Source organism: Streptomyces sp. NPDC051207, assembly GCF_040682395.1.
Classification (GTDB): Bacteria; Actinomycetota; Actinomycetes; order Streptomycetales; family Streptomycetaceae; genus Streptomyces.
The window spans coordinates 97,228-123,285 of record NZ_JBFBAX010000018.1 but is presented as its reverse complement, the minus strand read 5'-3'; the positions used below and the strand labels follow the sequence as shown (position 1 = coordinate 123,285).

The 26,058-nt window shown below is 71.5% G+C and carries 18 protein-coding genes and 1 pseudogene; 13 read left to right on the top strand and 6 right to left on the bottom strand.

Annotation, left to right across the window (positions count from 1 at the left end):
* The first annotated feature begins 68 nt into the window (after positions 1 to 68).
* The 5 genes from AB0M97_RS19275 to AB0M97_RS19255 all read left to right on the top strand — a co-directional run bounded on the left by AB0M97_RS19275 (position 69) and on the right by AB0M97_RS19255 (position 5,333).
* Positions 69 to 905 carry a helix-turn-helix transcriptional regulator gene (locus AB0M97_RS19275; protein ID WP_365962115.1) on the top strand — a complete coding sequence of 279 codons (837 nt, stop codon included), beginning with the start codon at positions 69 to 71 and terminating at the stop codon, positions 903 to 905.
* Between the two features lie 9 nt (positions 906 to 914).
* Entirely contained in the window at positions 915 to 1,100 is a 186-nt protein-coding gene (locus AB0M97_RS19270; RefSeq protein WP_365962088.1) for a DUF397 domain-containing protein, read from the top strand.
* 55 nt (positions 1,101 to 1,155) lie between these two features.
* Complete coding sequence (locus tag AB0M97_RS19265; protein ID WP_365962113.1) at positions 1,156 to 1,518, top strand: hypothetical protein; 363 nt, start codon at positions 1,156 to 1,158, stop codon at positions 1,516 to 1,518.
* A gap of 41 nt (positions 1,519 to 1,559) precedes the next feature.
* Positions 1,560 to 3,833, top strand: coding sequence for an ATP-dependent RecD-like DNA helicase (locus tag AB0M97_RS19260; protein WP_365962087.1), 2,274 nt, complete (start codon positions 1,560 to 1,562; stop codon positions 3,831 to 3,833).
* Between the two features lie 210 nt (positions 3,834 to 4,043).
* Positions 4,044 to 5,333, top strand: a complete 1,290-nt coding sequence (locus AB0M97_RS19255) for a citrate synthase (protein ID WP_365962086.1) — start codon at positions 4,044 to 4,046, stop codon at positions 5,331 to 5,333.
* 645 nt (positions 5,334 to 5,978) lie between these two features.
* Here the strand turns inward: AB0M97_RS19255 and AB0M97_RS19250 are convergent.
* The 3 genes from AB0M97_RS19250 to AB0M97_RS19240 all read right to left on the bottom strand — a co-directional run bounded on the left by AB0M97_RS19250 (position 5,979) and on the right by AB0M97_RS19240 (position 9,303).
* Positions 5,979 to 8,243, bottom strand: coding sequence for a heavy metal translocating P-type ATPase (locus tag AB0M97_RS19250; RefSeq protein WP_365962085.1), 2,265 nt, complete (start codon positions 8,241 to 8,243; stop codon positions 5,979 to 5,981).
* A gap of 122 nt (positions 8,244 to 8,365) precedes the next feature.
* Positions 8,366 to 8,605, bottom strand: a complete 240-nt coding sequence (locus AB0M97_RS19245) for a heavy-metal-associated domain-containing protein (protein WP_365962084.1) — start codon at positions 8,603 to 8,605, stop codon at positions 8,366 to 8,368.
* Positions 8,606 to 8,712: 107 nt separating this feature from the next.
* A complete protein-coding gene (locus AB0M97_RS19240) occupies positions 8,713 to 9,303 on the bottom strand; it encodes a TetR family transcriptional regulator (RefSeq protein WP_365962112.1) in 591 nt (196 codons plus the stop codon).
* A 297-nt stretch (positions 9,304 to 9,600) separates the two neighbouring features.
* Between AB0M97_RS19240 and AB0M97_RS19235 the strand changes: the two are divergent.
* Together AB0M97_RS19235 and AB0M97_RS19230 are read left to right on the top strand one after the other, a co-directional pair.
* Positions 9,601 to 11,825, top strand: a pseudogene (locus AB0M97_RS19235) (MMPL family transporter).
* 418 nt (positions 11,826 to 12,243) lie between these two features.
* Positions 12,244 to 13,290 carry a zinc-dependent alcohol dehydrogenase family protein gene (locus AB0M97_RS19230; RefSeq protein WP_365962083.1) on the top strand — a complete coding sequence of 349 codons (1,047 nt, stop codon included), beginning with the start codon at positions 12,244 to 12,246 and terminating at the stop codon, positions 13,288 to 13,290.
* A 288-nt stretch (positions 13,291 to 13,578) separates the two neighbouring features.
* On the opposite strand, the gene AB0M97_RS19225 is transcribed toward AB0M97_RS19230, so the two are convergent.
* Entirely contained in the window at positions 13,579 to 13,779 is a 201-nt protein-coding gene (locus AB0M97_RS19225) for a MerR family transcriptional regulator (RefSeq protein ID WP_365962082.1), read from the bottom strand.
* A 770-nt stretch (positions 13,780 to 14,549) separates the two neighbouring features.
* Here AB0M97_RS19225 and mmsA point away from each other — a divergent pair.
* Positions 14,550 to 16,052: a CoA-acylating methylmalonate-semialdehyde dehydrogenase gene (gene mmsA / locus AB0M97_RS19220; RefSeq protein ID WP_365962081.1), complete on the top strand. Its 1,503-nt coding sequence runs from the start codon at positions 14,550 to 14,552 to the stop codon at positions 16,050 to 16,052.
* A gap of 166 nt (positions 16,053 to 16,218) precedes the next feature.
* Here mmsA and AB0M97_RS19215 read toward each other — a convergent pair whose 3' ends face one another.
* A complete protein-coding gene (locus AB0M97_RS19215) occupies positions 16,219 to 17,061 on the bottom strand; it encodes a hypothetical protein (RefSeq protein ID WP_365962080.1) in 843 nt (280 codons plus the stop codon).
* A gap of 337 nt (positions 17,062 to 17,398) precedes the next feature.
* Between AB0M97_RS19215 and AB0M97_RS19210 the strand changes: the two genes are divergently transcribed.
* The 4 genes from AB0M97_RS19210 (at position 17,399) to AB0M97_RS19195 (ending at position 24,760) form a co-directional block, all read left to right on the top strand.
* A complete protein-coding gene (locus tag AB0M97_RS19210) occupies positions 17,399 to 18,799 on the top strand; it encodes an APC family permease (protein WP_365962079.1) in 1,401 nt (466 codons plus the stop codon).
* 123 nt (positions 18,800 to 18,922) lie between these two features.
* Positions 18,923 to 21,571, top strand: coding sequence for a CocE/NonD family hydrolase (locus tag AB0M97_RS19205; protein ID WP_365962077.1), 2,649 nt, complete (start codon positions 18,923 to 18,925; stop codon positions 21,569 to 21,571).
* Entirely contained in the window at positions 21,568 to 22,449 is an 882-nt protein-coding gene (locus AB0M97_RS19200; protein WP_365962076.1) for an ABC transporter permease, read from the top strand. The genes AB0M97_RS19205 and AB0M97_RS19200 overlap by 4 nt, the downstream gene beginning before the upstream one ends.
* Before the next feature lie 385 nt (positions 22,450 to 22,834).
* Entirely contained in the window at positions 22,835 to 24,760 is a 1,926-nt protein-coding gene (locus AB0M97_RS19195) for an AMP-dependent synthetase/ligase (protein ID WP_365962075.1), read from the top strand.
* A 75-nt stretch (positions 24,761 to 24,835) separates the two neighbouring features.
* Here AB0M97_RS19195 and AB0M97_RS19190 read toward each other — a convergent pair whose 3' ends face one another.
* Entirely contained in the window at positions 24,836 to 25,228 is a 393-nt protein-coding gene (locus AB0M97_RS19190; RefSeq protein ID WP_365962074.1) for a rodlin, read from the bottom strand.
* Between the two features lie 258 nt (positions 25,229 to 25,486).
* Between AB0M97_RS19190 and AB0M97_RS19185 the strand changes: the two genes are divergently transcribed.
* The gene (locus AB0M97_RS19185) at positions 25,487 to 25,882 is read left to right on the top strand and encodes a rodlin (RefSeq protein WP_365962073.1); all 396 of its coding nucleotides are present in this window, start codon (positions 25,487 to 25,489) and stop codon (positions 25,880 to 25,882) included.
* Positions 25,883 to 26,058 lie beyond the last annotated feature (176 nt).

Genomic DNA, 26,058 nt, shown 5'->3' with positions numbered 1-26,058 from the left:
GACAAGCTGATCGCGTAATCTGACCCGAACGGGCCCGGGTGGCAGGCGCGTTGAAAGAGGAGAAGTCGATGGTTCTGAGGGCCGAGCCGACCGCCCGTCAAGCGCGTCTGGGGCTCGAACTGCGCAGGCTTCGTGAGGCAGCAGGTCTCACGGCCCGCGAGGCGGCGGCGCTACTGGGGACGGGCCGCGTCCAGATCAGCCACATCGAATCCGGCCTCACCGGCGTGAGCGAGCAGCGCCTCCGGCGCCTTGCCTCTCACTACGCCTGTACGGACGAGGAGTTCGTCGACGCTCTGGTCGCCATGGCCACCGACCGGACGCGCGGCTGGTGGGAGGAGTACCGCGGTTTGTTGCCCACGTCGTTCCTGGACATCTCCGAGCTGAACCACCACGCCGCGTTTCGTCGTGATGTGGCGATCCTGTACGTTCCGGGCCTGCTTCAGACGGAGAGCTACGCACGCGCCGTCTTCAGCAGCAGAGTTCCTGAACTCACGCAGGAGGAGCTCGAGATGCGAGTACGGCACCGGCTGGCCGGCCAGCAGATCACCATTCCGTACGAGTTGGTGATCCACGAGTCCGCCCTGCGCATCAGGGTCAGCGACCGTGCCGCTTCCCGGGCTCAACTCACCAAGCTCCTGGAACTCTCCGAAGCGGACAACATCACCGTGCGCGTCATCCCCTTCGACCTGGACGGCTTCGCCAGAGCCGCCAGCACCATGACGTACGTGGGCGGTCCCGTACCCAAACTGGACACGGTGGTGCGCGACGTGCCCCACGGCTCGGCCTTCATCGACTCCGAAGCACAACTCGGCGCCTTTCGAACTCGTTTCCGTAAGGTAGAAGCCGCATCGCTCGACCCCGAGCAGTCGCGCGACTGCATCAACCGGTTGACGAAGGAGCTGTGAGGCGCACCCATGGACAAGTGGCGCAAGTCGTCCTACTCGGGCCCCGACGACGGCAACGAGTGCGTAGAGATAGCAACCACCCCCACCCACGTCGCCGTCCGCGACACCAAGGCCCCCGCCCGGGCCACCCTCACCTTCCCGGCGGAATCCTTCACGGCCTTCCTCGACGCCCTGAAGCGTTTCCACCGCTCCTGAAAAGAGTCCTGCCATGCCCCTGCGTGCCCGTATGCGCCGCGCCCTCCCGGACGCCATGCGCGCCCGCGACAAGGCGGCCGTGAGCGCCCTGCGCTCCACGCTCGCCGCGCTGGACAACGCGGAGGCGGCCCCCGTCGGCGAAGCCGAACTGCGCGGCCTGGCCCTTGAGGAGTCGCCGGTCGGTGCCGGTGCCACCGAGGCGGCCCGGCGTGAGCTGAGCGAGGACGGCGTGCGGGACATCGTGCGGGCCGAGGCCGGCGAAAGGCTGGAAGCGGCGGCGCAGTTGACGGCACCCGCCCACGCCGAACGGGCCGCACAGCTCCGCGCGGAGGCCGCCGTCCTCCTCCGCTTCCTCGACGGCGACGGCGGCGGCGACGGTGGCAGCGGCGCGGACCTCGGTACACGTACTCCGTCCTGAGCGGCGCCGCCCCTGTCAGTGCCCACCGGTACCGTCGGATCATGTCCAACCACTCCGCCGCGGCGGCCCCCGGCGAGCGGCGGCTCGCCGTGCTCGAAGGTGTCCTGGAGCGGATCACGTACGCCAACGAGGAGAACGGCTACACGGTCGCCCGGGTCGACACCGGCAGAGGCGCCGGGGATCTGCTCACCGTCGTCGGCGCGCTGCTCGGCGCGCAGGTCGGCGAGTCCTTGCGCATGGAGGGACGCTGGGGGTCCCACCCGCAGTACGGGAAGCAATTCCTCGTCGAGAACTACACCACCGTGCTGCCGGCCACCGTCCAGGGCATCCGGCGCTATCTGGGCTCCGGCCTCGTCAAGGGCATCGGGCCGGTCTTCGCCGACCGCATCACGCAGCACTTCGGCACGGACACCCTCCGCGTCATCGAGGAGGAGCCCGAGCGGCTCATCGAGGTCCCCGGCCTCGGCCCCAAGCGCACCAAGAAGATCGCCGACGCCTGGGAGGAACAGAAGGCGATCAAGGAGGTCATGCTCTTCCTCCAGACCGTCGAGGTGTCCACGTCGATCGCCGTCCGGATCTACAAGAAGTACGGCGACGCGTCGATCTCGGTCGTCAGGAACCAGCCCTACCGGCTCGCCTCCGACGTCTGGGGCATCGGCTTCCTCACCGCCGACAAGATCGCCCAGTCCGTCGGCATCCCGCACGACAGCCCGGAGCGGGTGAAGGCCGGCCTGCAGTACGCCCTGTCCCAGTCCACCGACCAGGGCCACTGCTACCTCCCCGAGGAGCAGCTGATCAAGGACGCGGTGAAGCTGCTCCAGGTCGACACGGGGCTCGTCATCGAGTGCCTCGCCGAGCTGGCCGCGCCCCCCGAGGACGGCGCCGACCCCGGTGTCGTACGGGAGAAGGTCCCCGGCCCCGACGGGGGCGAACCCGTCACCGCCATCTACCTGGTGCCCTTCCACCGCGCCGAAGTGGCCCTGTCCGCCCAGCTCCTGCGGCTCCTGCGCACCGACGAGGACCGGATGCCCGGCTTCCGGGACGTGGCCTGGGACAAGGCGCTGGTCTGGCTGAAGGGCCGTACGGGCGCCGAGCTGGCCCCCGAGCAGGAGGCGGCCGTGAAGCTCGCCCTCACGGAGAAGGTCGCCGTCCTCACCGGCGGCCCCGGCTGCGGCAAGTCCTTCACGGTCCGCTCGATCGTGGAGCTGGCCCGCGCGAAGAAGGCCAAGGTGGTGCTCGCCGCCCCGACCGGCCGCGCCGCCAAGCGCCTGGCCGAGCTGACCGGAGCCGAGGCGTCCACCGTCCACCGCCTGCTGGAGCTCAAGCCGGGCGGTGACGCGGCCTACGACCGGGACCGTCCGCTGGACGCCGACCTGGTGGTGGTCGACGAGGCGTCCATGCTGGACCTGCTGCTGGCGAACAAGCTGGTCAAGGCGGTCCCGCCGGGTGCCCATCTGCTGTTCGTCGGGGACGTCGACCAGCTGCCCAGCGTCGGCGCGGGCGAGGTGCTCAGGGACCTGCTGGCCGACGGCAGCCCGGTGCCGGCCGTCCGCCTCACGCGCGTGTTCCGCCAGGCCCAGCAGTCCGGCGTGGTCACCAACGCGCACCGCATCAACGCCGGGCAGCATCCGCTGACCGACGGCATGAAGGACTTCTTCCTCTTCGTCGAGGACGACACGGAGGCGGCCGGGCGCCTCACGGTGGACGTGGCGGCGCGTCGTATTCCGGCCAAGTTCGGCCTCGACCCGCGTCGTGACGTGCAGGTGCTGGCGCCGATGCACCGGGGCCCCGCGGGCGCCGGCACGCTCAACGGGCTGCTCCAGCAGGCGGTGACCCCGGGCCGCCCCGACCTGCCGGAGAAGCGGTTCGGCGGCCGGGTCTTCCGCGTGGGCGACAAGGTCACCCAGATTCGCAACAATTACGAGAAAGGCAAGAACGGCGTCTTCAACGGCACCGTGGGCGTGGTCACCGCGCTCGACCCGGTCGAGCAGCGCCTGACGGTGCTGACGGACGAGGACGAGGAGGTGCCGTACGACTTCGACGAACTGGACGAGCTGGCCCACGCCTACGCCGTGACGATCCACCGCTCCCAGGGCAGTGAGTACCCGGCCGTGGTCATCCCGGTGACCACGGGCGCGTGGATGATGCTCCAGCGGAACCTGCTGTACACGGCGGTCACCCGGGCGAAGAGGCTCGTCGTCCTCGTGGGCTCGCGCAAGGCCGTCGGACAGGCGGTGCGCACGGTGTCGGCGGGCCGTCGCTGCACGGCCCTGGACCACCGTCTGTCGGGCTCACCGCGCCCTCTCGGCGACTGAGAGCGAAAAATGATCGATCAAATGAGTCGTAAAGGTCACACGGCACTTCCGGAACCGGAAAAGAGGGGGCAGGATGAGCAAGTTGGCGGCACTGAGTGCCGTCAGTAGGCCCGATGGTCGACCCCGAGTGCACTCTCCTGAGCCAAGTGGGGGATGGTAGAGACAGTCAGGGCACCTCGAAGATGAGGCACAACGTCGGTGAGGGAAGACGTGAGCGACAACTCTGTAGTACTGCGGTACGACGGCAACGAGTACACCTACCCGGTGATCGACAGCACCGTCGGCGACAAGGGCTTCGACATCGGCAAGCTCCGCGCCCAGACCGGTCTGGTCACGCTGGACAGCGGCTACGGAAACACCGCCGCCTACAAATCCGCCATTACCTACCTGGACGGCGAAGCCGGCATCCTCCGGTACCGCGGCTACCCGATCGAGCAGCTGGCCGAGCGCTCCACCTTCCTGGAGGTCGCCTACCTGCTGATCAACGGCGAGCTGCCGACGGTCGACCAGCTCACGGGGTTCAAGAACGACATCACGCAGCACACCCTGCTGCACGAGGACGTCAAGAACTTCTACCGTGGCTTCCCGCGCGACGCGCACCCGATGGCCATGCTGTCGTCGGTGGTCTCGGCGCTGTCGACGTTCTACCAGGACAGCCACAACCCGTTCGACGAGACGCAGCGCAACCTCTCCACCATCCGGCTGCTCGCCAAGCTCCCGACGATCGCGGCCTACGCGTACAAGAAGTCGATCGGCCACCCGTTCGTCTACCCGCGCAACGACCTCGGTTACGTCGAGAACTTCCTGCGGATGACCTTCTCGGTCCCGGCGCAGGAGTACGACCTGGACCCGATCGTGGTGTCCGCCCTCGACAAGCTGCTGATCCTGCACGCGGACCACGAGCAGAACTGTTCGACGTCCACGGTCCGCCTGGTCGGCTCCTCGCAGGCGAACATGTTCGCCTCGATCTCCGCCGGCATCAACGCCCTGTGGGGCCCGCTGCACGGCGGCGCCAACCAGTCCGTGCTGGAGATGCTGGAGGGCATCCGCGACTCCGGCGGCGACGTGGACTCCTTCATCCGCAAGGTGAAGAACAAGGAGGACGGCGTCCGCCTGATGGGCTTCGGCCACCGGGTCTACAAGAACTTCGACCCGCGCGCCAAGATCATCAAGGCCGCCGCGCACGACGTGCTGTCCGCCCTCGGCAAGTCCGACGAGCTGCTGGACATCGCGCTGAAGCTGGAGGAGCACGCGCTCTCCGACGACTACTTCGTCTCGCGCAGCCTCTACCCGAACGTGGACTTCTACACCGGCCTGATCTACCGGGCCATGGGCTTCCCGACCGAGATGTTCACGGTCCTGTTCGCCCTCGGCCGGCTGCCGGGCTGGATCGCCCAGTGGCACGAGATGATCAAGGAGCCGGGCTCCCGCATCGGCCGCCCGCGCCAGATCTACACGGGCGTCGTCGAGCGCGACTTCGTTCCCGTCGAGGAGCGCTGACCCGCGGCGTTCTCCGGGCCTCGCATCCGCTTCCGGGTGCGGGGCCCGCTGCGTGCCGGACAGGGCCCCGCCTGCCCGGCTGGGAAGCGGGCCGTGGAGCGCGCGTCGTGACGTACGGAAATGTGCCGCGCACAGCAGAAGGCGCCCCGGCGCCGGTCCCCCCACGGGCCGGCGTCCAGGGCGCCTTCCCATGTCCCGGTGCGGATTCCCCCCACGGGATCCGGCCGGGCGCTTGTGAGGACAGCGCCTGAATCGCTGTTGTGCGCGACGGGCGAACCCGCCGTTCATGGGTTGTACGGGTGGTGCTGGTGCGATCTGCCGGGACAGCGCACGCCCGGGAGGGCCGCTCAAAGCTTCCCGGTGTACGTGCCCCGGCAACGCATCTCCGGAGAAAGTCCCCCAAGACCATCCCCGGATGCCGGTGGGCGCCCCCCAAGACGCTCCCGACATCGCCAACTTAGACCTTCGAACCCCTTCGATGGTTACGTTCCTGTCACTGTGATCTGCGTCTCTTGCGTATGGCCGTTAGGTGCGCAAGAGCGCTGATCGCAGCGACGGGAACCTCAGCGTAGGGAAGATGCGTGAGCCTTGTGAAGAGCTTATGTGAGCCCGGCTCGGTACTCCAGGGGCGATGAGGTCCTGTCCTCAGGAAAATCGCCTCAGACGCAGGCTGTTCGTCACCACGAAAACCGACGAGAAGGCCATCGCGGCGCCCGCGATCATCGGGTTCAGCAGTCCGGCGGCGGCCAGTGGCAGCGCGGCCACGTTGTATCCGAAGGCCCACACCAGGTTCCCCTTGATCGTGGCCAGCGTCCGCCGCGACAGCCGTATCGCGTCGGCGGCCACCCGCAGGTCCCCGCGCACCAGCGTCAGATCGCCCGCCTCGATCGCCGCGTCCGTCCCGGTGCCCATCGCCAGCCCCAGGTCGGCGGCGGCGAGCGCGGCGGCGTCGTTGACCCCGTCGCCGACCATCGCCACGGTCCGCCCCTCGCCCTGCAGCCGCCGTACGACGTCGACCTTCTCCTCGGGCAGCACCTCGGCGATCACCTCGCCGATGCCCACGGCGCGCGCGACGGACTCGGCGACCGGACGGTTGTCCCCGGTCAGCAGGACCGGCGTGAGCCCGAGGGCGCGCAGCTCGCGCACCGCCTGCGCGCTGGTGTCCTTCACGGCGTCCGCGACGGCCAGCACGCCGTGCGCCGCGCCGTCCCAGCCGACGACGACCGCCGTACGGCCGTCACGCTCGGCCGCGTCACGCGCGCGTGCCAGCTCGTCGGGGAGGCCGGCGTACAGGCGGCGCCCGACGGCCACCTCGTGGCCCTCCACGCGTGCGCGTACGCCCCTGCCGGGCAGGTTCTGGAAGCCCTCGGCCTTTGGCAGCCGGCCGGACCGCTCGCGCGCACCTGCGGCGACGGCCCGGGCGACGGGATGCTCGGAGGCGTCCTCGACGGCGCCCGCGAGCCGCAGCACCTGCTTCTCGTCGGCGCCGTCCGCGACGTACACCTCCTGGAGGGTCATGCGGCCGGTGGTGACGGTGCCCGTCTTGTCCAGGACGACGGTGTCGACGCGGCGCGTGGACTCCAGGACCTCCGGGCCCTTGATGAGGATGCCGAGCTGCGCGCCGCGCCCGGTGCCCACCATCAGCGCGGTCGGTGTGGCCAGGCCCAGCGCGCACGGGCAGGCGATGATCAGGACCGCGACGGCCGCCGTGAACGCCGCTACGGTGTCGCCGGTGGCGCCGAGCCAGCCGCCGAAGGTGCCCGCCGCGACGAGCAGCACCACGGGCACGAACACCGCCGAGACGCGGTCGGCGAGCCGCTGCACCTCGGCCTTGCCGTTCTGCGCGTCCTCGACCAGCTTCGCCATCCGCGCGAGCTGCGTGCCGGAACCGACGCGGGTGGCCTCCACGACCAGCCGCCCGCCGGCGTTGACGGTGGCCCCCGCGACCGTGTCGCCGACGGTGACGTCCACCGGCACCGACTCGCCGGTCAGCATCGAGGCGTCCACGGCGGAGCTGCCTTCGACCACGGTGCCGTCGGTGGCGATCTTCTCGCCGGGCCGTACGACGAACCGGTCGCCGACCGCCAGCCGCCCGACCGGAATGCGGACCTCCGAGCCGCCCCGCAGTACGGCCACGTCCTTGGCGCCCAGCTCCATGAGCGCCCTGAGCGCCGCCCCCGCGCGCCGCCTGGAGCGGGCCTCCAGGTAGCGGCCGAGCAGGAGGAACGTGGTGACCCCGGCGGCCACCTCCAGGTAGATCGCGGAGGCGCCGTCCGAGCGGGAGACCGTCAGGGCGAAGCCGTGACGCATGCCGGGCATGCCCGCGTCGCCGAGGAACAGCGCCCACAGGGACCAGCCGAACGCGGCGAGCGTGCCGACCGAGACCAGCGTGTCCATGGTGGCCGCGCCGTGCCGGAGGTTCGTCCAGGCGGCGCGGTGGAACGGCAGGCCGCCCCAGACGACGACGGGCGCGGTGAGGGTGAGCGCGAGCCACTGCCAGTTGCCGAACTGCAGCGCCGGGATCATCGACAGCGCGACGACGGGCACGGCGAGGGCGGCGCAGACGGTGAGGCGCAGGCGCAGCGCGGCCGTCGCGGGGTCCTCGTCGGAGGCGGGGGCCTGCCGCTGTTCGGGTTCGGGCGGCGGCGGTTCCTCGGCGGTGTACCCGGTCTTGACGACCGTGGCGATCAGGTCGGCGACCTTGACGCCGGTCGGGTGGACGACCTTGGCCTTCGCCGTCGCGTAGTTCACCGTGGCGGTCACGCCGTCCATGCGGTTGAGCTTCTTCTCGACGCGGGCCGCGCAGGAGGCGCAGGTCATCCCGCCGATGCGCAGCTCGACCTCGGAGAGCGCCGGGGGCGTGCCGGTGCCCGCGGTGGTGCTCGGGGTTTTCGCGGTGGTGCTGGTCATGTCCGGACTCCAGACGGCGGCCCGGGCCGTGCCGCGCCAGTGTTGACCGGCCGGCGCGGCCCGGGCCGGGAGGGTGGTGCTGCCTGCGCGGTCTCTGCTGCGGGTACCTCCGCGCCGGCGGCTCAGGCCTTGCCGGCGAGTTCGTAGCCCGCCTCGTCCACGGCGGCACGGACCGCCTCGTCGTCCAGCGGGGCCTCGGAGACGACGGTGACCTCGCCGCTGGCGGCGACGGCCTTCACCGAGCGCACGCCGGGGATCTCGGAGAGCTCGGCGGAGACGGAGCCCTCGCAGTGTCCGCAGCTCATGCCGGTCACCTTGTAGACGGTGGTGACGGAATCCGGGGTGTCGGTCTGGGCGGTCATGTCGTTACTCCTCGTCAAGGCGTAGAGAGCGTGGGTCGTACGGGGTGGAGGGGGCTGACGGGGCCCGGAAGGAGCCGGGTGTCGCCCACGGCATCCACTGTATACCCCTAGGGGGTATGAATCAAAGACGCCTCGGGGTCGTCGGCGAGTGGCCGGAGGTAGCGCAGCAGGACGTTCTTCAACTCCTGTACGTACGCCTCCCGTTCGGCGCCCTCGTGGCTCAGGACGAGTTCCAGGCCGGCCTTGTAGATGCCGAGGCAGACGTGTGCGGTGCGTGTGACGTCGGCGGCGGGGGCGCCGGGCAGGAACGAGGAGATCAGCGCCTCTATGCGCGACACCAGCGTTCCGTGCAGGGCGTCGTGCTCCTCGGTGATGCGGCCCGGGATGTCGGGGCCGTGCATCAGCGCGAAGAACACCGGATGGCGGCAGTTGAAGTCGATGAACCGGTCGACCGCCGCGCCGACGGCCTCCTCCAGCGAGGTCGCGGGACCGACCGGGGCGAGCGCCTCGCCGTACGTCTCCCGCATCCGGTGCATGAGCCGCTCGCCCAGCTCGATCGCGATCGCTTCCTTGTTCGGGAAGAACTGGTAGAGCGTGCCCGGCGAGACGCCCGCCTCGCGGGCGATGGCGTTGGTGCTCGCGGCCGTGTACCCGGTCGTGCAGAAGACCGAGGCGGCGGCCTCGAGCAGTTGGGCGATACGGCGCTCGCCGCGGGCCTGGCGGCGGCGCGGCCTGTCCTCGGCCGACCGCTCCTCGCCGGGCCCCTCGGTGGTCGCGGGGTTCTCGGGGTTCTCGGGGTTCTCGGGCACGCGTCATCCCCAGGTCGTCGAACGCGATTGACAAACACGAGTGCTCGCTCGCATTCTAGGGAAACGCGAGCGATCTCTCGTGTTTGTCAGTGTATGGCAATGGCAGATCCATGCCGCCTGCCTGCGCGAAGGCGCCGGGCACGGACCGGTTCACGATGGATTTCACGGTGAAGGGGACACCGCAGGATGACCGAAGTCAACAAGCCGCCGCGCGTCGGAGGCTGGACCAGACTCGTGACCGCCCGCCCACGCCTGTCGTTGCTCGCGGCGCTCGTGCTCACGGTGCTCGCCGTGCTGGCCGGCAGCGGGGCCGCCGACCGCCTCGGCAGCGGTGGCTGGGAGGACCCGGCCGCCGAGTCCACGTACGCGACCAGAGCGCTGGAGCGCGACTTCCCCCACTCCCAGCCCAACCTCCTGCTCCTCGTCGACGCGGGCCGCGCCTCCGTCGACGACCCGGCCGTCGCCGCCGACGCCGGGCGGCTCGCCGCCCGGCTGGCCGAGGAGCCGGGCGTCACGGGCGTCGGCTCCTACTGGCACACCGGCGCGCCCGCCCTGCGCGCCAAGGACGGGCACGAGGCGCTGATAGCCGCCCGCATCACCGGCGACGAGAACACCATGGGCGAGACCCTCGACCGCATCGCCTCCCGCTACCGGGGCGCGCACGGCGCGGTCGAGGTCACGATCGGCGGCCCGGTCGCCGTGCGGCACGAGATGCAGACGATCATCCAGGAGGACCTGACCCGCGCCGAGCTCATCGCCCTGCCGGTCACCCTCGTGCTGCTGGTCATGGTCTTCGGCAGCGCGGTCGCCGCCCTGCTGCCGCTCGGCATCGGCATCGTGGCGATCCTCGGCACCAACGCACTGCTGCGCGGCCTCACCGAACTCACCGACGTGTCGGTCTTCGCCCTGAACCTGACGACCGCCCTCGGCCTCGGCCTCGCCATCGACTACGCCCTGTTCATCGTCCGCCGCTTCCGCGAGGAACTGTCCGGCGGCGCCGAGCCGCTGACCGCCGTGGGCACCACCCTGCGCACGGCGGGGCGCACGGTGCTGTTCTCCGCCCTCACGGTGGCGGTGTCCCTGGCGGCCATGCTGCTCTTCCCGCAGTACTTCCTGCGCTCCTTCGCCTACGCCGGGATCGCCGTGGTGCTGCTGGCCGCCGCGGCCGCGCTGATTCTCCTCCCGGCCGCGCTGATCCTGCTCGGCCACCGGGTCAACGCCTTGGACCTGCGCCGCCTGCTGCGCCGCGGCCGGCCCAAGCCGTCCGGCTCCGCCGAGGAGGGCAGGGCCTGGGCGCGCACGGCGACGCTCGTCATGCGCCGCGCCCCGTTCTTCGCGCTGGGCACCACCGCCGTGCTCGTCCTGCTCGGGCTGCCCTTCCTGGGCGTGAAGTTCGGCACCGCCGACGACCGCCAGCTCCCGGCGAGCGCCGAGTCGCACGTCGTGCAGCAGCACATCCGCGACCACTTCCCGGGCAACCCCGGCGGCGGCCTCGAAGTCCTCGCCGAGGGCCGCGCCACCGACGCGCAGTACGCCGCCTACAAGCAGCGGATAGCCGCCCTGCCCGACGTGCGGAGGGTGGAGGGCCCGCTGGTGAAGGGTGACTCGGCGTACTTCACCGTGCTGCCGAAGGGTGAGGCCGTCGACGAACCCGCCCAGAACCTGGTGGGCGCACTGCGCGCGGCGCAGGCCCCCTTCGAGACCCGGGTGACCGGCACGGCGGCCGTGCTGGTCGACTCCAAGGACGCCATCGGCGAGCGCCTCCCGTGGGCAGCCGTCTTCATCGCGATCGTCACCCTGCTGCTGGTCTTCCTCCTCACCGGCAGCGTGCTCATACCCGTCCAGGCGGTACTGCTCAACGCGCTCAGCCTGACGGCGATGTTCGGCGCCGTCGTCTGGGTCTTCCAGGACGGCCACCTCTCCGGTCTGCTCGGCTTCACCAGCCCCGGCTCCATAGAGACCACCCTCCCGGTCCTGATGTTCTGCGTGGCCTTCGGCCTCTCCATGGACTACGGCGTGTTCCTGCTGTCCCGCGTCAAGGAGGAGTACGACCACAGCGGCGACCACGAGCAGGCGGTCCGGCACGGCGTACAGCGCACGGGCGGGCTGATCACCGCGGCTGCCGTCATCCTCGCGGTGGTGATGGTCGCGATAGGCACCTCCCGCGTGACCAACACCAAGATGCTCGGCCTCGGCTCGCCCTGGCGGTGCTCATGGACGCGATGATCGTCCGCAGTCTCCTCGTCCCCGCGGTAATGCGGCTGACGGGCCGGGCGACGTGGTGGGCGCCGGCCCCACTCCGGCGCTTCCACCAACGGTTCGGGGTGAGCGAGGGGGAAGGGACCTCGGCGGCCACGGCAACGGAGTCGGTGGAGGAGCGGGGGAGGGAGGCGGCGGGGGTGTCGGGGTAGCGGTCCGGCGGAGGCGGTGGGGGACGCGGGGCCCTGGTCGGGGGTGCGGTCCGGGGTGCTGGGCTGGTGGTCCGTTGGGTTCGGCGGGGAGCCGGGGCGTGGGGTGCAGGGCTGCCGTTCGCCGCGGCTGACGGGGGTCCCGGGCCGGGGCACGGTGGGGGCGCCGAGCCGGCGTGCCGCCGCGCGGGAGATGATCGCCGGGGTACGGAGTGAAGGGTCCCGGCAGGGGGACCTTGGCGAGGCGGGCCGGGCAAGGGGCCTTGCCGGGAGGGCCGGGCACGGAGCCTTCTCCGGGAGGGCCGAACCAGGCGGCTCGGCCAGGAGGCACCGGGCGCGGGGCCTCGGCCAGGGGCCCCAACCACAAGGCCCGGGCGCATGCCCCTGAACACAAGGCCGGACGGCGGAAAGCGAGGCGGCGATGCGGGCGGTGCTGTTCGAGCGGTTCGGTGGACCGGTCGAGGTGCGGAGCGTCGCGGACCCCGCACCCGCGGAACACGGGGTGGTCGTGCGGGTCGAGGCCACCGGGCTGTGCCGCAGCGACTGGCACGGATGGCAGGGACACGACCCGGACATCACGCTGCCACATGTGCCGGGGCACGAACTCGCCGGAGTGGTCGAAGCGGTGGGCGCCCGGGTGACCGGTTGGCGAGCCGGTGACCGGGTCACCGTTCCGTTCGTCTGCGCCTGCGGGACCTGCCCGGCCTGCGCCGCAGGGGACCAGCAGGTGTGCGAGCGGCAGACCCAGCCCGGCTTCACCCACTGGGGCTCCTTCGCGCAGTACGTGGCGCTCGACCACGCCGACGTCAACCTCGTCGCCGTCCCCGAGGACATGTCTTTCGCCACGGCGGCCGGGCTCGGCTGCCGGTTCGCCACGGCGTTCCGCGCGGTCGTCCAGCAGGGCCGGGTCGCGGCGGGGGAGTGGGTCGCGGTGCACGGCTGCGGGGGTGTCGGCCTGTCCGCCGTGATGATCGCGGCGGCAGCGGGCGCGCGCGTCGTCGCCGTCGACGTGTCACCCGGGGCCCTGGAGCTGGCGCGGAAGTTCGGCGCGGCGCACTGCGTGGACGCCGCCCGGAGGGAGGAGACGGCCGTGGCGGTTCGGGAACTGACCGGCGGGGGCGCCCACCTGTCCCTCGACGCGCTGGGTTCGCCCGTCACCTGCGCCGCCTCCGTCAACGGCCTGCGCCGCCGCGGCCGGCACGTACAGGTCGGTCTGCTGCCCTCCCCGACCGGCACGACCCCCGTGCCCATGGCCCGCGCCGTCGCCCTGGAACTGGACATCCTCGGCAGTCACGGCATGGCCGCGCACACGTACCCGCCGATGCTGGAGCTGGTCCGGGCCGGAGTACTGCGCCCCGACCTCCTGGTCACGTCGAGGATCCCCCTGGACGAGGCCCCGGCCGCCCTGACGGCGATGGGGACGGGCGGGACGACGGCGGGGGTGACGGTGATCGAGCCGTGGAATTGAACGGCCGGGCGGCGCCGGGACAGCACCGCCCGCGCACCCGGCCGCTGCCGGACAGCACCAGCGCCCCTGCCCGCTGACGGCACGCCAATCGCGGACCCGCGCCCCCGGCCGCTGCCGGGCCATACCCGCACCCCCGCCCACTGACGGGCACGCCAGTGCACCCACCCGCGGACGGGGCACTGGCGTACATCACGGCCGGGCCGTCCGCCGACTAGGGGCGTGCCGCTCGGCGAGCGCCGGGCGCGTTCGCCGAGCACCAGGCGCGCACGCCCGGCGCCACGCACACCATCAGGTCTCCCCCCTGCCGCGATTGCGTGGCCGGGACGCCACCCAGGCCCGCACCGTGTCCGCGTACCAGAACGGCTTTCCGCCCTCGACCACGTCGGGCGGTGGCAGCAGCCCGTGCTTGCGGTACGACCGGACGGTGTCCGGCTGGACCCGGATGTGTGCGGCGATCTCCTTGTAGGACCAGAGTCGTTGGTCGGTCATTGAGTTGTACCTCCCCGCGCGCACCACGGCGGCGGCCCGGGTCGGCCGTCGGGGGAGCCGGATGCTGCGCTTGGCGACAGAGCCTGTACGGGGTGAACGACGCAGAGTGACGACCGGCCGGGTGCTGCGCACGGGTGTGACGGAAGACTCGCGCGGGCGGGACATGTGTGACACCACCGAGGTATTTGTGACACAAGCGAAGCAGAGGGGTTCGCCGGACTCACCGCATGGCGCGTTGACACCCGCACCGCAACCCGCACCCGTCCCCGACCGCGCCCCGCACCAGCACCAGCACCGCGACCCGCCCCCCACCACAGCCCGCACCCGCACCGCCCACCGCCGAACCCCAATGCCGGAACCTGCAACTCCCACCTCTCTCGTCCGAATGTCCGGACAAACTATTGACAGGGTCCCCGGAGCGGGACTACAACCGGTCGACAGCAGTCCGCACAGAACGCCTCCGGCGCGGGAGCCCGCTTTCGCCCTGGCAGGAGCGAAGCGCGAGCGACGACTCCCCGCCCGCCGCGGCCCCGCGCCGGAGGTTCCCTCCGATCGAGCGGTTCTGACCGCCCCACGCCGCCGCCGACCCCCACATGTGTCTACGTGAAGGGCCCAACGGCAGACACTGTGTCGGGCGCGCCTCCCGCTCGGGCCTGGTGGGATGTATCCGTGGCCGAGACCACGACCCGACCGTCGGTGGTCCAGGCGCATGAGCTGTACGCACGGCACGTCTCCACCCGACGCCGCCATCTGTGAAGGAGTTCCCCGGCATGACGAAGATCGTCAACCACTGGATCGGCGGCAAGACCGTCGAAGGCGCATCGGGCAACTACGGGCCGGTGACGAATCCGGCGACCGGCGAGGTCACCACGAAGGTCGCGTTCGCGTCGGCCGACGAGGTGGACGCGGCGGTCGCGGCGGCCAAGGAGGCCTTCGTGACGTGGGGCCAGTCGTCGCTGGCCCAGCGGACCTCGATCCTGTTCACGTTCCGCGCGCTGCTCGACGCCCACCGCGACGAGATCGCCGCGCTGATCACCGCCGAGCACGGCAAGGTGCACTCCGACGCGCTCGGCGAGGTCGCGCGTGGCCTGGAGATCGTCGACCTGGCCTGCGGCATCAGCGTCCAGCTCAAGGGTGAGCTGTCCACGCAGGTCGCCAGCCGCGTGGACGTGTCCTCGATCCGGCAGCCGCTCGGCGTCGTCGCGGGCATCACCCCGTTCAACTTCCCGGCGATGGTGCCGATGTGGATGTTCCCCATCGCCATCGCGTGCGGCAACACGTTCGTGCTGAAGCCGAGCGAGAAGGACCCGTCGGCGTCCGTGAAGCTCGCCGAGCTGCTCGCCGAGGCGGGTCTGCCCGATGGTGTCTTCAACATCGTCCACGGCGACAAGGTGGCCGTCGACCGCCTTCTGGAGCACCCGGACGTCAAGGCCGTGTCCTTCGTCGGCTCCACCCCGATCGCCCGCCACATCCACACCACCGCCTCCGCGAACGGCAAGCGCGTGCAGGCCCTCGGCGGCGCCAAGAACCACATGCTGGTCCTGCCGGACGCCGACCTGGACGCGGCGGCCGACGCGGCCGTGAGCGCCGCCTACGGCTCGGCCGGCGAGCGCTGCATGGCGATCTCGGCCGTGGTGGCTGTCGGCGCGATCGGCGACACGCTCGTGGAGAAGATCCGCGAGCGCGCCGAGAAGATCAAGATCGGCCCCGGCGACGACCCGGCGTCCGAGATGGGCCCGCTGATCACCAAGGCCCACCGCGACAAGGTGGCGACGTATGTGACGGGGGCGGCGGCGGACGGCGCGGAGGTCGTCCTGGACGGCACCGGCTACACCGTCGAAGGCCACGAGGGCGGCCACTGGATCGGCATCTCGCTGCTCGACAAGGTGCCGACCACGGCGAAGGCGTACCAGGACGAGATCTTCGGCCCGGTGCTGTGCGTGCTGCGCGCCGAGACCTACGAGGAGGGCGTGGCGCTCATCAACGCCTCGCCGTTCGGCAACGGCACCGCGATCTTCACCCGGGACGGCGGCGCCGCCCGCCGCTTCCAGTTGGAGATCGAGGCGGGCATGGTCGGCGTGAACGTGCCGATCCCGGTGCCCGTCGGCTACCACTCCTTCGGTGGCTGGAAGGACTCGCTCTTCGGCGACCACCACATCTACGGCAACGACGGCACGCACTTCTACACGCGCGGCAAGGTCGTCACGACCCGCTGGCCGGACCCGGCCGACGCCCCGTCCGGCGTGGACCTGGGCTTCCCCCGCAACCACTGAGCCCGGCTTCCCGCGCAACCAATGAGCCCGGCTCCCCGCGCGACCACGGAGCCCGGCTCCCCGGAGACCAGGTGTTCCGCGCAACCGAGCCGGCCCGGTTCCCCGCCCCGCCGCTCGACGCCGTACAGTGCCCCGCCTTCCCGTGGAGGGCGGGGCACCGCCGTGTTCAGCCCTGGCGGCCCTCCTGCTCGCCGGCCTTCCTCACCTCGTCGGTGAGGTCGCCGGTCCGGCCGGCGGGCGGGGCCTGTATCTCCCGCGCGGCGCCGAACTTGTCGAAGTCCATGCTCACCTTCATGGCGCCGAACTCCTGGACCATGCGCACCGGCAGGTCCTTGGGCCCCACCCAGACGTCCATGGTGACCGTGCCGGACCCGCCCGTCATCGAGTTGAACAGGGTGTCCTCGCCGTAGGCCTTCTGGAACCTGCCCAGGTCCTTCGGGCCGAGCACGGCCCGGTAGTGCGTCGTGGACTTGCCGTTGACGGTCTCCTCGCCGAGGTTCTCGACGTCGCTCGCGTACTTCAGGCCCTTCATGGAGGCCGACGGGCTGCCGGCACTGCCCGAGAGGGCGCTCGCGCCCTGCTCGCCGAAGATGGCCGAGCCGTCTATCTTCATCCACTCCTTGCCCTGGAGCGGGCCGGAGGGCTGCGGGTCGACGTCGTAGTAGTAGGCGCCGTCGACGAACAGCGTGCGCACCGTCGGCGAGTCCGTGAGCTCCTGCATCTGGGCGGCCTTGGCGTCCATCTCGACGTCGAACGCGTAGCCGTCGCCCCAGGAGTAGATGCCGTCCATGGAGACGGGGACACCCGAGCCCAGGTCGGTCGTCATCCTGACCTCGGCCGAACCGAGCTGCTCCGTGCGGTCCGTGGCGCGGGACAGCGCCGCCATGATCGTGTCGGCGTTGTTCACCGCTTCGGCGGCCGACTTGGTGCCGTCAGCGCCGCACGCGGACGTCGCCACCATCGCCGCGGCCGTCAGCCCCACCCAGGCCGCGGTGTGCCTCAGCTTCATGAGCCCCCACCCTTTTTCTGTGATTCAGCTGTTACCGCGACTGTAGCGGGCACCACCGACAACGTCCGGACGCCGGAAAGCCACAGGTATTTTCACCGCCCTGCCTGCGGTTCCCGCACCGCTCAACACCGTGGAACCGCCAGTAGAAATTGACGTATTCGAGGGCGAGAAGTGCTCGGATCAACGGATTCCGTAGGTGAACGACCATTGACGTGCTGGTTTTCGTTGGGATTCCATGCAGCGCCGGGAGCGGACGAGAAGTACGGACGACCAAGCCGCCGGAGGCGATGGCGCTCCCGCCCGAACCACGCCAGCACGAGTCGATCGGAACCGCCGCATGACCGACACGCTCCGCCCTGCCGAGACCCCCCTCGTCAGTACGCCGGACAGCAGTCAACGCACGCTCAAGCGTTCCATCGGAGTCGTCGGCGGGACCCTGCTGACGCTGTCCTGCGTGACGCCCGCCTCCACGCTGTTCGTGGTCGTCCCCGACCTGTTCGGCTCGCTCGGCACCGCCACCGCCCTCACCATCGCCATCGGCTCCCTGCTCTGCATCGCCGTGGCGTTCTGCTACTCCGAGCTGGGCACCCTCGTCCCGAGCGCGGGCGGCGAGTACGCCATGGTGTCGACGCTGGCCGGGCGGCTCGCGGGCTGGCTGGTGTTCGTGCTGTCCCTGCTGGTCGTCATGATCGTCCCGCCGGTGATCGCGATGGGCACCGCCGACTACCTCGCCCCGGTCGTCGACCTCGACCCGTCCATGGCCGGCGCCGGCGTCATGCTGCTCGCCACCCTCGCGGGACTGCTCGACCTGCGCGCCAACGCCTGGATCACCGGCGTCTTCCTGGTCCTGGAGGTCGTCGCGGCGGCCGTCGTGGCGGTCCTGGGCTTCGCGCACAGCGAGCGCGGCCCCGGCAGCCTCGCCTCGATGGAGGTGGCCGGCGCCGACGGCGGCCCCGACGCCGTGACCGCCATGCTGGTCGTCTCCGGCCTCGCCATCGCCCTCTTCGTCACGCAGGGCTTCTCCACCGCCGTCTACCTCTCCGAGGAACTGGAGAACCCGCGCCGCAACGTCGCCCGCACGGTGCTCACCACCCTCGCCATCTCCGCCGTGATCATCCTCGTCCCGGTCGTCGCCATCACCATGGGCGCCTCCGACCTGGCGGAACTGACCGGCGGCGACATCGGCGCCATGGTCACCGCCTGGTCCAGCTCCGCCGTCGGCACCTTCGTCAGCCTCTGCGTGGCCCTCGCCATCGTCAACGCCGGCATCGTGATGGTCATCCAGAACTCGCGCGTGCTGTTCGCCTCCGCCCGCGACAAGGCCTGGCCCGAGCCCGTCAACACGGTCTTCGCCAAGCTCGGCCGGTTCGGCTCCCCGTGGGTCTCCACGCTCGCCGTCGGCGTGCCCGGCGCGGCGCTGTGCTTCGTCAACCTGGACACGCTGTACGGCGTCACGGGCGTCTCCGTCACCGGCATGTACCTGCTCGTCGCGATCGCCGCCCTGCTCGCCCGGCGCGGCGCCCACCGGCACACGCCCGCGTGGCGCATGCCGCTGTGGCCCGCGATGCCCATCCTGCTGATCGTCGTCCTCGCCTACATCCTGAGCCGGCAGGAGACCACGCACCTGCTGTGGACCGGCGGCATCACGGCCGTCGCCACCCTCTACTGGGCGCTCTACCTCCGCCCGCACCGCGACACCCGCTGGCTGGTGTCGATCCCCGAGGACGCGCGGGCCTGAACGCCGGACCGCCGCGTACCGCGTCCGTGGTACGCGGCGGGTCCGCGCTACTCCCGGGGGAGGGCCGGGGGCTCCGTCCACAGGCTGCTCCCGCTGTCGGAGGCGGCCCGTACTGTTGACGGCATGGATCTTCGACTGCCCGCGCTCCGGGGATTGCTCCGGGGGCCCCGGCGGCTGCTGGCCGCCGGGGCCGCCGCCGTCGTGCTCGCCGGCGCCGGCACCTGGACGGCCGCCTCCGGCGAGGCGCCCGCGGTGCACCGCGCCGACCGGGTCATGAGCGTGGGCGACGGAGTGCGCATCGACACCTCGTACTTCACCTCGGGCAAGGCCGGCCGCCGCCCGGCCGTCCTGCTGGGGCACGGCTTCGGCGGCAGCAAGGCCGACGTCCGCGAGCAGGCCGAACAACTCGCCCGGGACGGGTACGCGGTGCTGACGTGGTCGGCGCGCGGCTTCGGCAGGTCCACGGGAAAGATCGGGCTGAACGACCCCGAGGGCGAGGTCGCGGACGTCTCACGGCTCATCGACTGGCTGGCCCGGCAGCCCCAGGTCCAGCTCGACGCGGCGGGCGACCCCCGCGTGGGCATGGCCGGCGGCTCCTACGGCGGCGCGATCGCCCTGCTCACCGCCGGGCACGACGACCGGGTGGACGCCCTCGCCCCGGCACTCACGTACTGGAACCTGGCGGACGCCCTCTTCCCGAACGGCGTCTTCAAAAAGCTGTGGGCGGGCCTCTTCGTCACCACCGGGGGCGGCTGCGACAAGTTCGAGCCCCGGCTGTGCCGGATGTACCAGCGTGTCGCCGAGTCCGGCACCCCCGACGCCGGGGCACGAGCCCTGCTGGAGCAGCGGTCGCCGTCCGCCGTCGGCGACCGCATCAAGGTGCCCACACTGCTGGTGCAGGGCCAGAGCGACTCCCTCTTCCCGCTCGGCCAGGCCGACGCCGCCGCGGCGGCGATCCGGGCCAACGGCGCCCCGGTCGACGTCGACTGGATCGCCGGCGGGCACGACGGCGGAGACCTGGAGACGGACCGCGTCCAGTCACGCGTGCGTGCCTGGTTCGACCGCCACCTGAAGGGCGACAAGGCCGCCGGCACCGGCCCCGCGTTCCGCGTCACCCGCACCGGAGGCGTCGACTCCACCGACGGGGCCGCCCTGCTCAGGGGCGCGAGCGACGACACCTACCCCGGCCTGGACAGCGGACGCCGGCCGATCGCCCTGCACGGCGGCGAGCAGACCTTCGACAACCCGCCGGGCGCCAACCCGCCCGCCGTGTCCGCCCTGCCCGGCCTCGGCGGCACCGGCGGCCTCGCCCAGCTGTCGTCCCTGGGCGTCGGCGTCTCCCTGGACTTCCCCGGCCAGCACGCCCGCTTCGAGTCCTCGCCCATGACGAGAGACCTGCGCATCACCGGATCGCCGACGGTCACCACGCGCGTGACGTCGACCGGCGGCGACGCGGTCCTCTTCGGCAAGGTCTACGACGTCGGCCCGGACGGCACCCGGCAGGTGCTGCCCGCCCAGCTCGTCACGCCCCTGCGTGTCGAGGACGCGAAGTCCGGCAAGGACGTCACGATCACGCTGCCCGCCGTCGACCACGAGGTGCAGAAGGGCCACCGCCTGCGCCTGGTCCTCGCCGCCACCGACCTCGGTTACGCGTCGCCCGCGGCCCCCGCCACGTACACCGTCGCCCTCAGGAGCGACCTGACGGTGCCGACGGCGCCCGGCGTGGAGACGGCCGCCGCGCCGCTGCCCGCCTGGGTGTGGTGGCTGCCGCTCACCGGCGTCGCCGCCGCCCTCGCCCTGCTGCTCACCGCCCGCCGCCGCACGGCCGCCCCGGCCCCCGACCCGGAACTGGCCGACGTACCGCTGGAGATCACCGGCCTGAGCAAGCGGTACGCGAAGTCCTCCGACCGGTACGCCGTGCGGGACCTGTCCTTCCGCGTCGAGCGCGGCCAGGTGCTGGGCCTGCTCGGCCCCAACGGCGCCGGCAAGACGACGACACTGCGCATGCTGATGGGCCTCATCACCCCGGACGCGGGTGAGATCCGCGTCTTCGGCCACGCCGTCCGCCCCGGCGCGCCGGTGCTGTCCCGCGTCGGCGCCTTCGTGGAGGGCGCCGGTTTCCTGCCGCACCTGTCCGGCCGGGAGAACCTGGAGCTGTACTGGCGGGCGACCGGCCGCCCCGCCGGGGACGCCCACCTGGACGAGGCGCTGGAGATCGCCGGCCTGGGCGACGCGCTCGCCCGCGCGGTACGCACCTACTCGCAGGGCATGCGCCAGCGCCTCGCCATCGCCCAGGCCATGCTCGGCCTGCCGGACCTGCTCATCCTGGACGAGCCGACCAACGGCCTCGACCCGCCCCAGATCCGCGAGATGCGCGAGGTGATGATCCGGTACGCGGCCGACGGCCGCACGGTGATCGTCTCCAGCCACCTGCTCGCGGAGGTCGAGCAGTCCTGCACCCACCTCGTCGTCATGGACCGCGGCCGGCTCGTCCAGGCGGGCCCGGTCGCCGACATCATCGGCTCCGGCGACACCCTGCTCGTCGGCACCGGCACGCCGGTCGAGGAGCCGGTCGCCGAGAAGGTCGCCGCCCTGCCGGGCGTGGCCTCCGCCGTGCGCACCGACGACGGGCTGCTGGTCCGGCTCGACACCGGCGGCAGCGCCCGGCAGCTGGTCGCCGAGCTGGTCCGGCTGGAGGTGCCCGTCGAGTCGGTGGGCCCGCACCGTCGCCTCGAAGACGCCTTCCTCACCCTGATCGGAGGCTCCGCATGAGCACGCTCGCCGAGCGGACAGCACCCGGTGGCCCCGGCGAGGTCGCCTCCGGCTACCGTCCGGGCCGCACCCTGCCGCTGCGGGTGGAGCTGGTCCGCCAGCTCAAGCGGCGCCGCACGCTGGTGATGGGCGCGATCCTCGCCGTCCTGCCGTTCGTGCTGGTCGTGGCCTTCGCGATCGGCGGCGAGCCGGAGGGACGCGGCGACCGCATCACCCTGATGGACACGGCGACGGCGTCGGGCGCCAACTTCGCCGCCGTGAACCTCTTCGTGTCCGCGAGCTTCCTGCTGGTCATCCCGGTCGCGCTGTTCTGCGGGGACACGGTCGCCTCGGAGGCCGGCTGGTCCTCCCTGCGCTACCTCCTCGCCGCCCCCGTGCCGCGCGCCCGGCTGCTGGCGTCGAAGCTCGCCGTCGGGCTCGGCCTCAGCCTGGCCGCGATGGTCCTGCTGCCCCTCGTGGCGTTCGCCGTCGGCACGGTCGCCTACGGCTGGGGCCCGCTGCGGATACCGACCGGCGGCGAACTGGCGCCGGGCACCGCGGCCCAGCGGCTCGTGGTGGTCGTGGCGTACATCTTCGTGTCCCAACTGGTCACGGCCGGGCTCGCGTTCTGGCTGTCGACCAGGACGGACGCCCCGCTCGGCGCGGTGGGCGGCGCGGTCGGCCTGACCATCGTCGGCAACGTCCTGGACGCCGTGACGGCCCTCGGCCACTGGCGCGACTTCCTGCCCGCGCACTGGCAGTTCGCCTGGGCCGACGCCGTACAGCCCCGCCTCGAGTGGTCCGGCATGATCCAGGGGACCGCGGTTTCCCTGACCTACGCGCTCGTGCTGTTCGCCCTGGCCTTCCGGGGTTTCGCCCGCAAGGACATCGTCTCCTAGCCCGACGGAGTCACCCACCGGTCCGGACGGGCCGTTTCCGCGCCCGCATCGAGACCCGCCCGCAACGCTCCGTGCCGCACTGCCCGCGCTCACGGCGGCGGGCGGCCTGCTGCTGACTGCCTCCCCGACGTCCCGCCCGTCGGCCAACTCGCCGCACCCGCCGCCCGGTTGGCGCACACCACCGAGGACGACGCGGGGCGCGACCTCGCCGACGCCGTCGAGCGGGCGGACCGGTACGGAGCCTGACCGAGCCCGCCCCGCTCCCCGGTCACCCGTCCTGCGCCACCCATTGACCTTTTCTTACGCATGAGTAAGTTGACTTGCGAGTAAGTACGGGTAGGCGGAGAACACCGCACGTCAGCTCACACCGCGACCGGGAGCCGTCATGGGCGTACGCAAGGATCTGAAGCGGGCGAAACGCCGCACCGACCTGCTGGAGCGGGTCCGGGTCGAGCTGCTCAGGGACGCCACCGGCACCGTCCGCGAGGCCCGCACCGCCCCGCTGGCACCGCGCCCCACCACCGGCAGCACCGCCGACATCCCGTACACCAACGCGGCCGAGGCTCCGGACGCCGTCGTCCTGCGCCGTGAACGCGACGGCGTCTGGCAGCCCGTGACGGCGGCGGCCTTCGCCCGCGAAGTGACGGCCGTCGCCAAGGGGCTGATCACCGCGGGCCTCCAGCCGGGCGGCCGGGTCGCGGTGATGTCCCGCACCCGCTACGAGTGGACCGTGCTGGACTTCGCGGTCTGGGCCGCGGGCGGCCAGACCGTCCCGGTGTACGCCACCTCCTCCGCCGAGCAGGTGGACTGGATCGTGCGCGACTCGGGCGCCCGGTACGTCGTCGCGGAGACCGCCGCGAACGCGGCCACCGTCCTGACCGGCACCGCCGGCCACCCCGAGCCGCCGCGCCTGTGGCAGCTCGACGCGGGCGCCCTCGACGACCTCACCGCCCTCGGCGCGAACGTCCCCGACGAGGAGGTCACCAAGCGCCGCACGGCCCTGACCCCCGACACCGTGGCGACCGTCTGCTACACCTCCGGCACCACCGGCCGCCCCAAGGGCTGCGTCCTCACCCACGCCAACCTGCACGCCGAGGCCGCCAACACGGTCGAGCTGCTGCACCCCATCTTCAAGGCGGTCACCTCCCGGGCCGCGTCCACCCTCCTGTTCCTCCCACTCGCCCACATCCTCGGCCGCACCCTCCAGATCGCCTGCCTCACGGCCCGCATCGAGATCGGCCACTGCCCGAGCATCAAGCCCGACGAACTCCGCCCGGCGCTCAAGGAGTTCCGCCCCACCTTCCTGGTCGGCGTCCCGTACCTCTTCGAGAAGATCCACGAGACCGGCCGCGCGACCGCCGAGAAGATCGGCCGCGGCGCCTCCTTCGACCGCGCGCACCGCGTCGGCGTCCGCTTCGGGGAGGCGTACCTGAACAAGTTCCTCGGCCGCGGCAAGGGCCCGGGACCCGGCCTGTACGCCGCGTGGGCGCTGTACGACCTGCTGGTCTACCGGCGCATCCGCAAGGAGATCGGCGGTCGCGTCCGCTACGCCATCAGCGGCGGCTCACCCCTGGACCGCGACCTCAACCTGTTCTTCTTCGCCGCGGGAATCATCGTCTACGAGGGTTACGGCCTGACCGAGACGACCGCCGCCGCGACCGTCGTCCCGCCGCTGCGGCCCCGCCCCGGCACCGTCGGCCGCCCGGTGCCCGGCACCGCCGTCCGTATCGCCGACGACGGCGAGGTCCTCGTCAAGGGCGGCATCGTCTTCGGCTCGTACTGGAACAACCCCGAGGCCACGGACGCCGTCCTCGACGACGGCTGGTTCGCGACCGGCGACCTCGGCGCCCTCGACGAGGACGGCTACCTCACCATCACCGGCCGCAAGAAGGACATCCTCGTCACCTCGGGCGGCAAGAACGTCTCCCCGGCCGTCCTGGAGGACCGGCTGCGCAGCCGCCCGCTGATCGGCCAGTGCGTCGTCGTCGGAGACAACCGGCCCTTCGTCGCCGCCCTGATCGCCCTCGACCCCGAGGCCCTCGCCCACTGGCTGTCGGTGCGCAAACTGCCCGCGGACACCCCGCTGTCGCAGCTCGTGAAGGACGAACGGCTGCGCGCCGACGTGCAGAAGGCCGTCGACTACGCCAACGAGGCCGTCTCCCGCGCCGAGTCGATCCGCGTCTTCGCCCTGATCGAGGGCGAGTTCACCGAGGACAACGGCATGCTCACGCCGTCTTTGAAGGTCAAGCGGCATGCGGCGACGGCGGCGTACGCGGCCCGGATCGAGGCGCTGTACGCGTCCGGACGCTGACGCACCGTCCGGACGCTGACGCACGACGAAGGCGGGCCCGGCGGTGTGCCCGCCGGACCCGCCTTCGCGCCGGTGTCAGCCCTCGGTGTTGGAGGACAGGATCGAGACGTCCTCCAGGAGGTGCGCCAGCGCGCCGTCGCGCTTGGTCTGGGTGGAGTTCTCGGCGCACTGCTGGTTCATGTCGTCCGACAGGATCGGGACGTCCTGGATCGGGACGATGTTGAGGACGGGGACGTTGATGTCCTCCAGCGCGATGCACGGCTTGTTGAAGGAGCCCTGGATGAGCGCCATCTGCGGGCTCATGTTCCCGTAGGTGGCCGAGTTGCCGTAGCTCTGGATCGCGCCGTTGCCGTTCACGGCGGTTGGACCACTGTCATCGCCGATCGCAAGCGCCTGGGGGGCCGCGACCGCGGAAGCACCCACGACGGAAGCGGCGAGGGCCGCGGTGGCAATAACCTTCTTGATCACTGGCCAGTCCTTTCTGAGGAAACCCCGTCCACCGGAGCCCTCTGATCAACTGCATGTAGTCGGTGTGGTTTCTCCTCTTCACCCATTCAGGGGATACCGGAATGTTGGTGTTTTCTTCTGCCGAAGTGATGATCCGAGGCCGGGTTCGGGTGCGGCCAATCGGGTGAACGCCCGCAACCAATCCCGGTGCACCGTGTTGATGAGGCCGTAGGACATGCGTCGCTACGACATGCGTCGCTACTAGGAAAGGAACGCGAAGTGTTCAAGAAGGCAATGGTCGCCGCGGCGGCCGCCGCTTCTGTCATTGGTATGTCGGTGGCGGCCGCTCCGCAGGCGCTTGCCATCGGCGACGACTCCGGGCCGTCCGTGGCCAACGGCAACGGTTCCTCGTCGGCGTTCGGCAACTCGTCCACCGACGGCCACATGAGCCCGCAGCTGTCGCTGGTCGACGGCACGCTCAACAAGCCGTGTGCCGCGCTGGAGGACATCAACGTCGCGGTCATCAACATCGTCCCGATCCAGGACGTCCCGATCCTCTCGGACGACCTCGCTCAGCAGTGCGCCGACAACTCCACCCAGGCCAAGCGGGACGGCGCGATTTCGCACGTGCTGGAGGACCTGTCGGTCCTGTCCGCCAACGGCCAGTCGGACTGACGCTCACGGGGCCGGCGCGGCGTGGTGCTTTCGTGCGCATTGCCCGGTGTCAAAGGTACGGCAGTTTCGTTTGCCGTCGATTTCCCTCTCAGGTCCACATGCCGGTGAACGCCGTCGGCAATTACGCGGACCGATGAATGACGGCGTAACGCACCAGCCGCCGGCTGCGGCACGGC

Bases quoted from the DNA above. Each gene is read 5' to 3' on its own strand.
- AB0M97_RS19210 (WP_365962079.1), top strand. From the start codon at position 17,399: ATGACCGACACGCTCCGCCCTGCCGAGACCCCCCTCGTCAGTACGCCG.
- AB0M97_RS19200 (WP_365962076.1), top strand. From the start codon at position 21,568: ATGAGCACGCTCGCCGAGCGGACAGCACCCGGTGGCCCCGGCGAGGTC.
- mmsA (WP_365962081.1), top strand. From the start codon at position 14,550: ATGACGAAGATCGTCAACCACTGGATCGGCGGCAAGACCGTCGAAGGC.
- AB0M97_RS19205 (WP_365962077.1), top strand. From the start codon at position 18,923: ATGGATCTTCGACTGCCCGCGCTCCGGGGATTGCTCCGGGGGCCCCGG.
- AB0M97_RS19215 (WP_365962080.1), bottom strand. From the start codon at position 17,061: ATGAAGCTGAGGCACACCGCGGCCTGGGTGGGGCTGACGGCCGCGGCG.
- AB0M97_RS19250 (WP_365962085.1), bottom strand. From the start codon at position 8,243: ATGACCAGCACCACCGCGAAAACCCCGAGCACCACCGCGGGCACCGGC.
- AB0M97_RS19230 (WP_365962083.1), top strand. From the start codon at position 12,244: ATGCGGGCGGTGCTGTTCGAGCGGTTCGGTGGACCGGTCGAGGTGCGG.
- AB0M97_RS19275 (WP_365962115.1), top strand. From the start codon at position 69: ATGGTTCTGAGGGCCGAGCCGACCGCCCGTCAAGCGCGTCTGGGGCTC.
- AB0M97_RS19245 (WP_365962084.1), bottom strand. From the start codon at position 8,605: ATGACCGCCCAGACCGACACCCCGGATTCCGTCACCACCGTCTACAAG.
- AB0M97_RS19260 (WP_365962087.1), top strand. From the start codon at position 1,560: ATGTCCAACCACTCCGCCGCGGCGGCCCCCGGCGAGCGGCGGCTCGCC.
- AB0M97_RS19225 (WP_365962082.1), bottom strand. From the start codon at position 13,779: ATGACCGACCAACGACTCTGGTCCTACAAGGAGATCGCCGCACACATC.
- AB0M97_RS19195 (WP_365962075.1), top strand. From the start codon at position 22,835: ATGGGCGTACGCAAGGATCTGAAGCGGGCGAAACGCCGCACCGACCTG.
- AB0M97_RS19270 (WP_365962088.1), top strand. From the start codon at position 915: ATGGACAAGTGGCGCAAGTCGTCCTACTCGGGCCCCGACGACGGCAAC.
- AB0M97_RS19265 (WP_365962113.1), top strand. From the start codon at position 1,156: ATGCGCGCCCGCGACAAGGCGGCCGTGAGCGCCCTGCGCTCCACGCTC.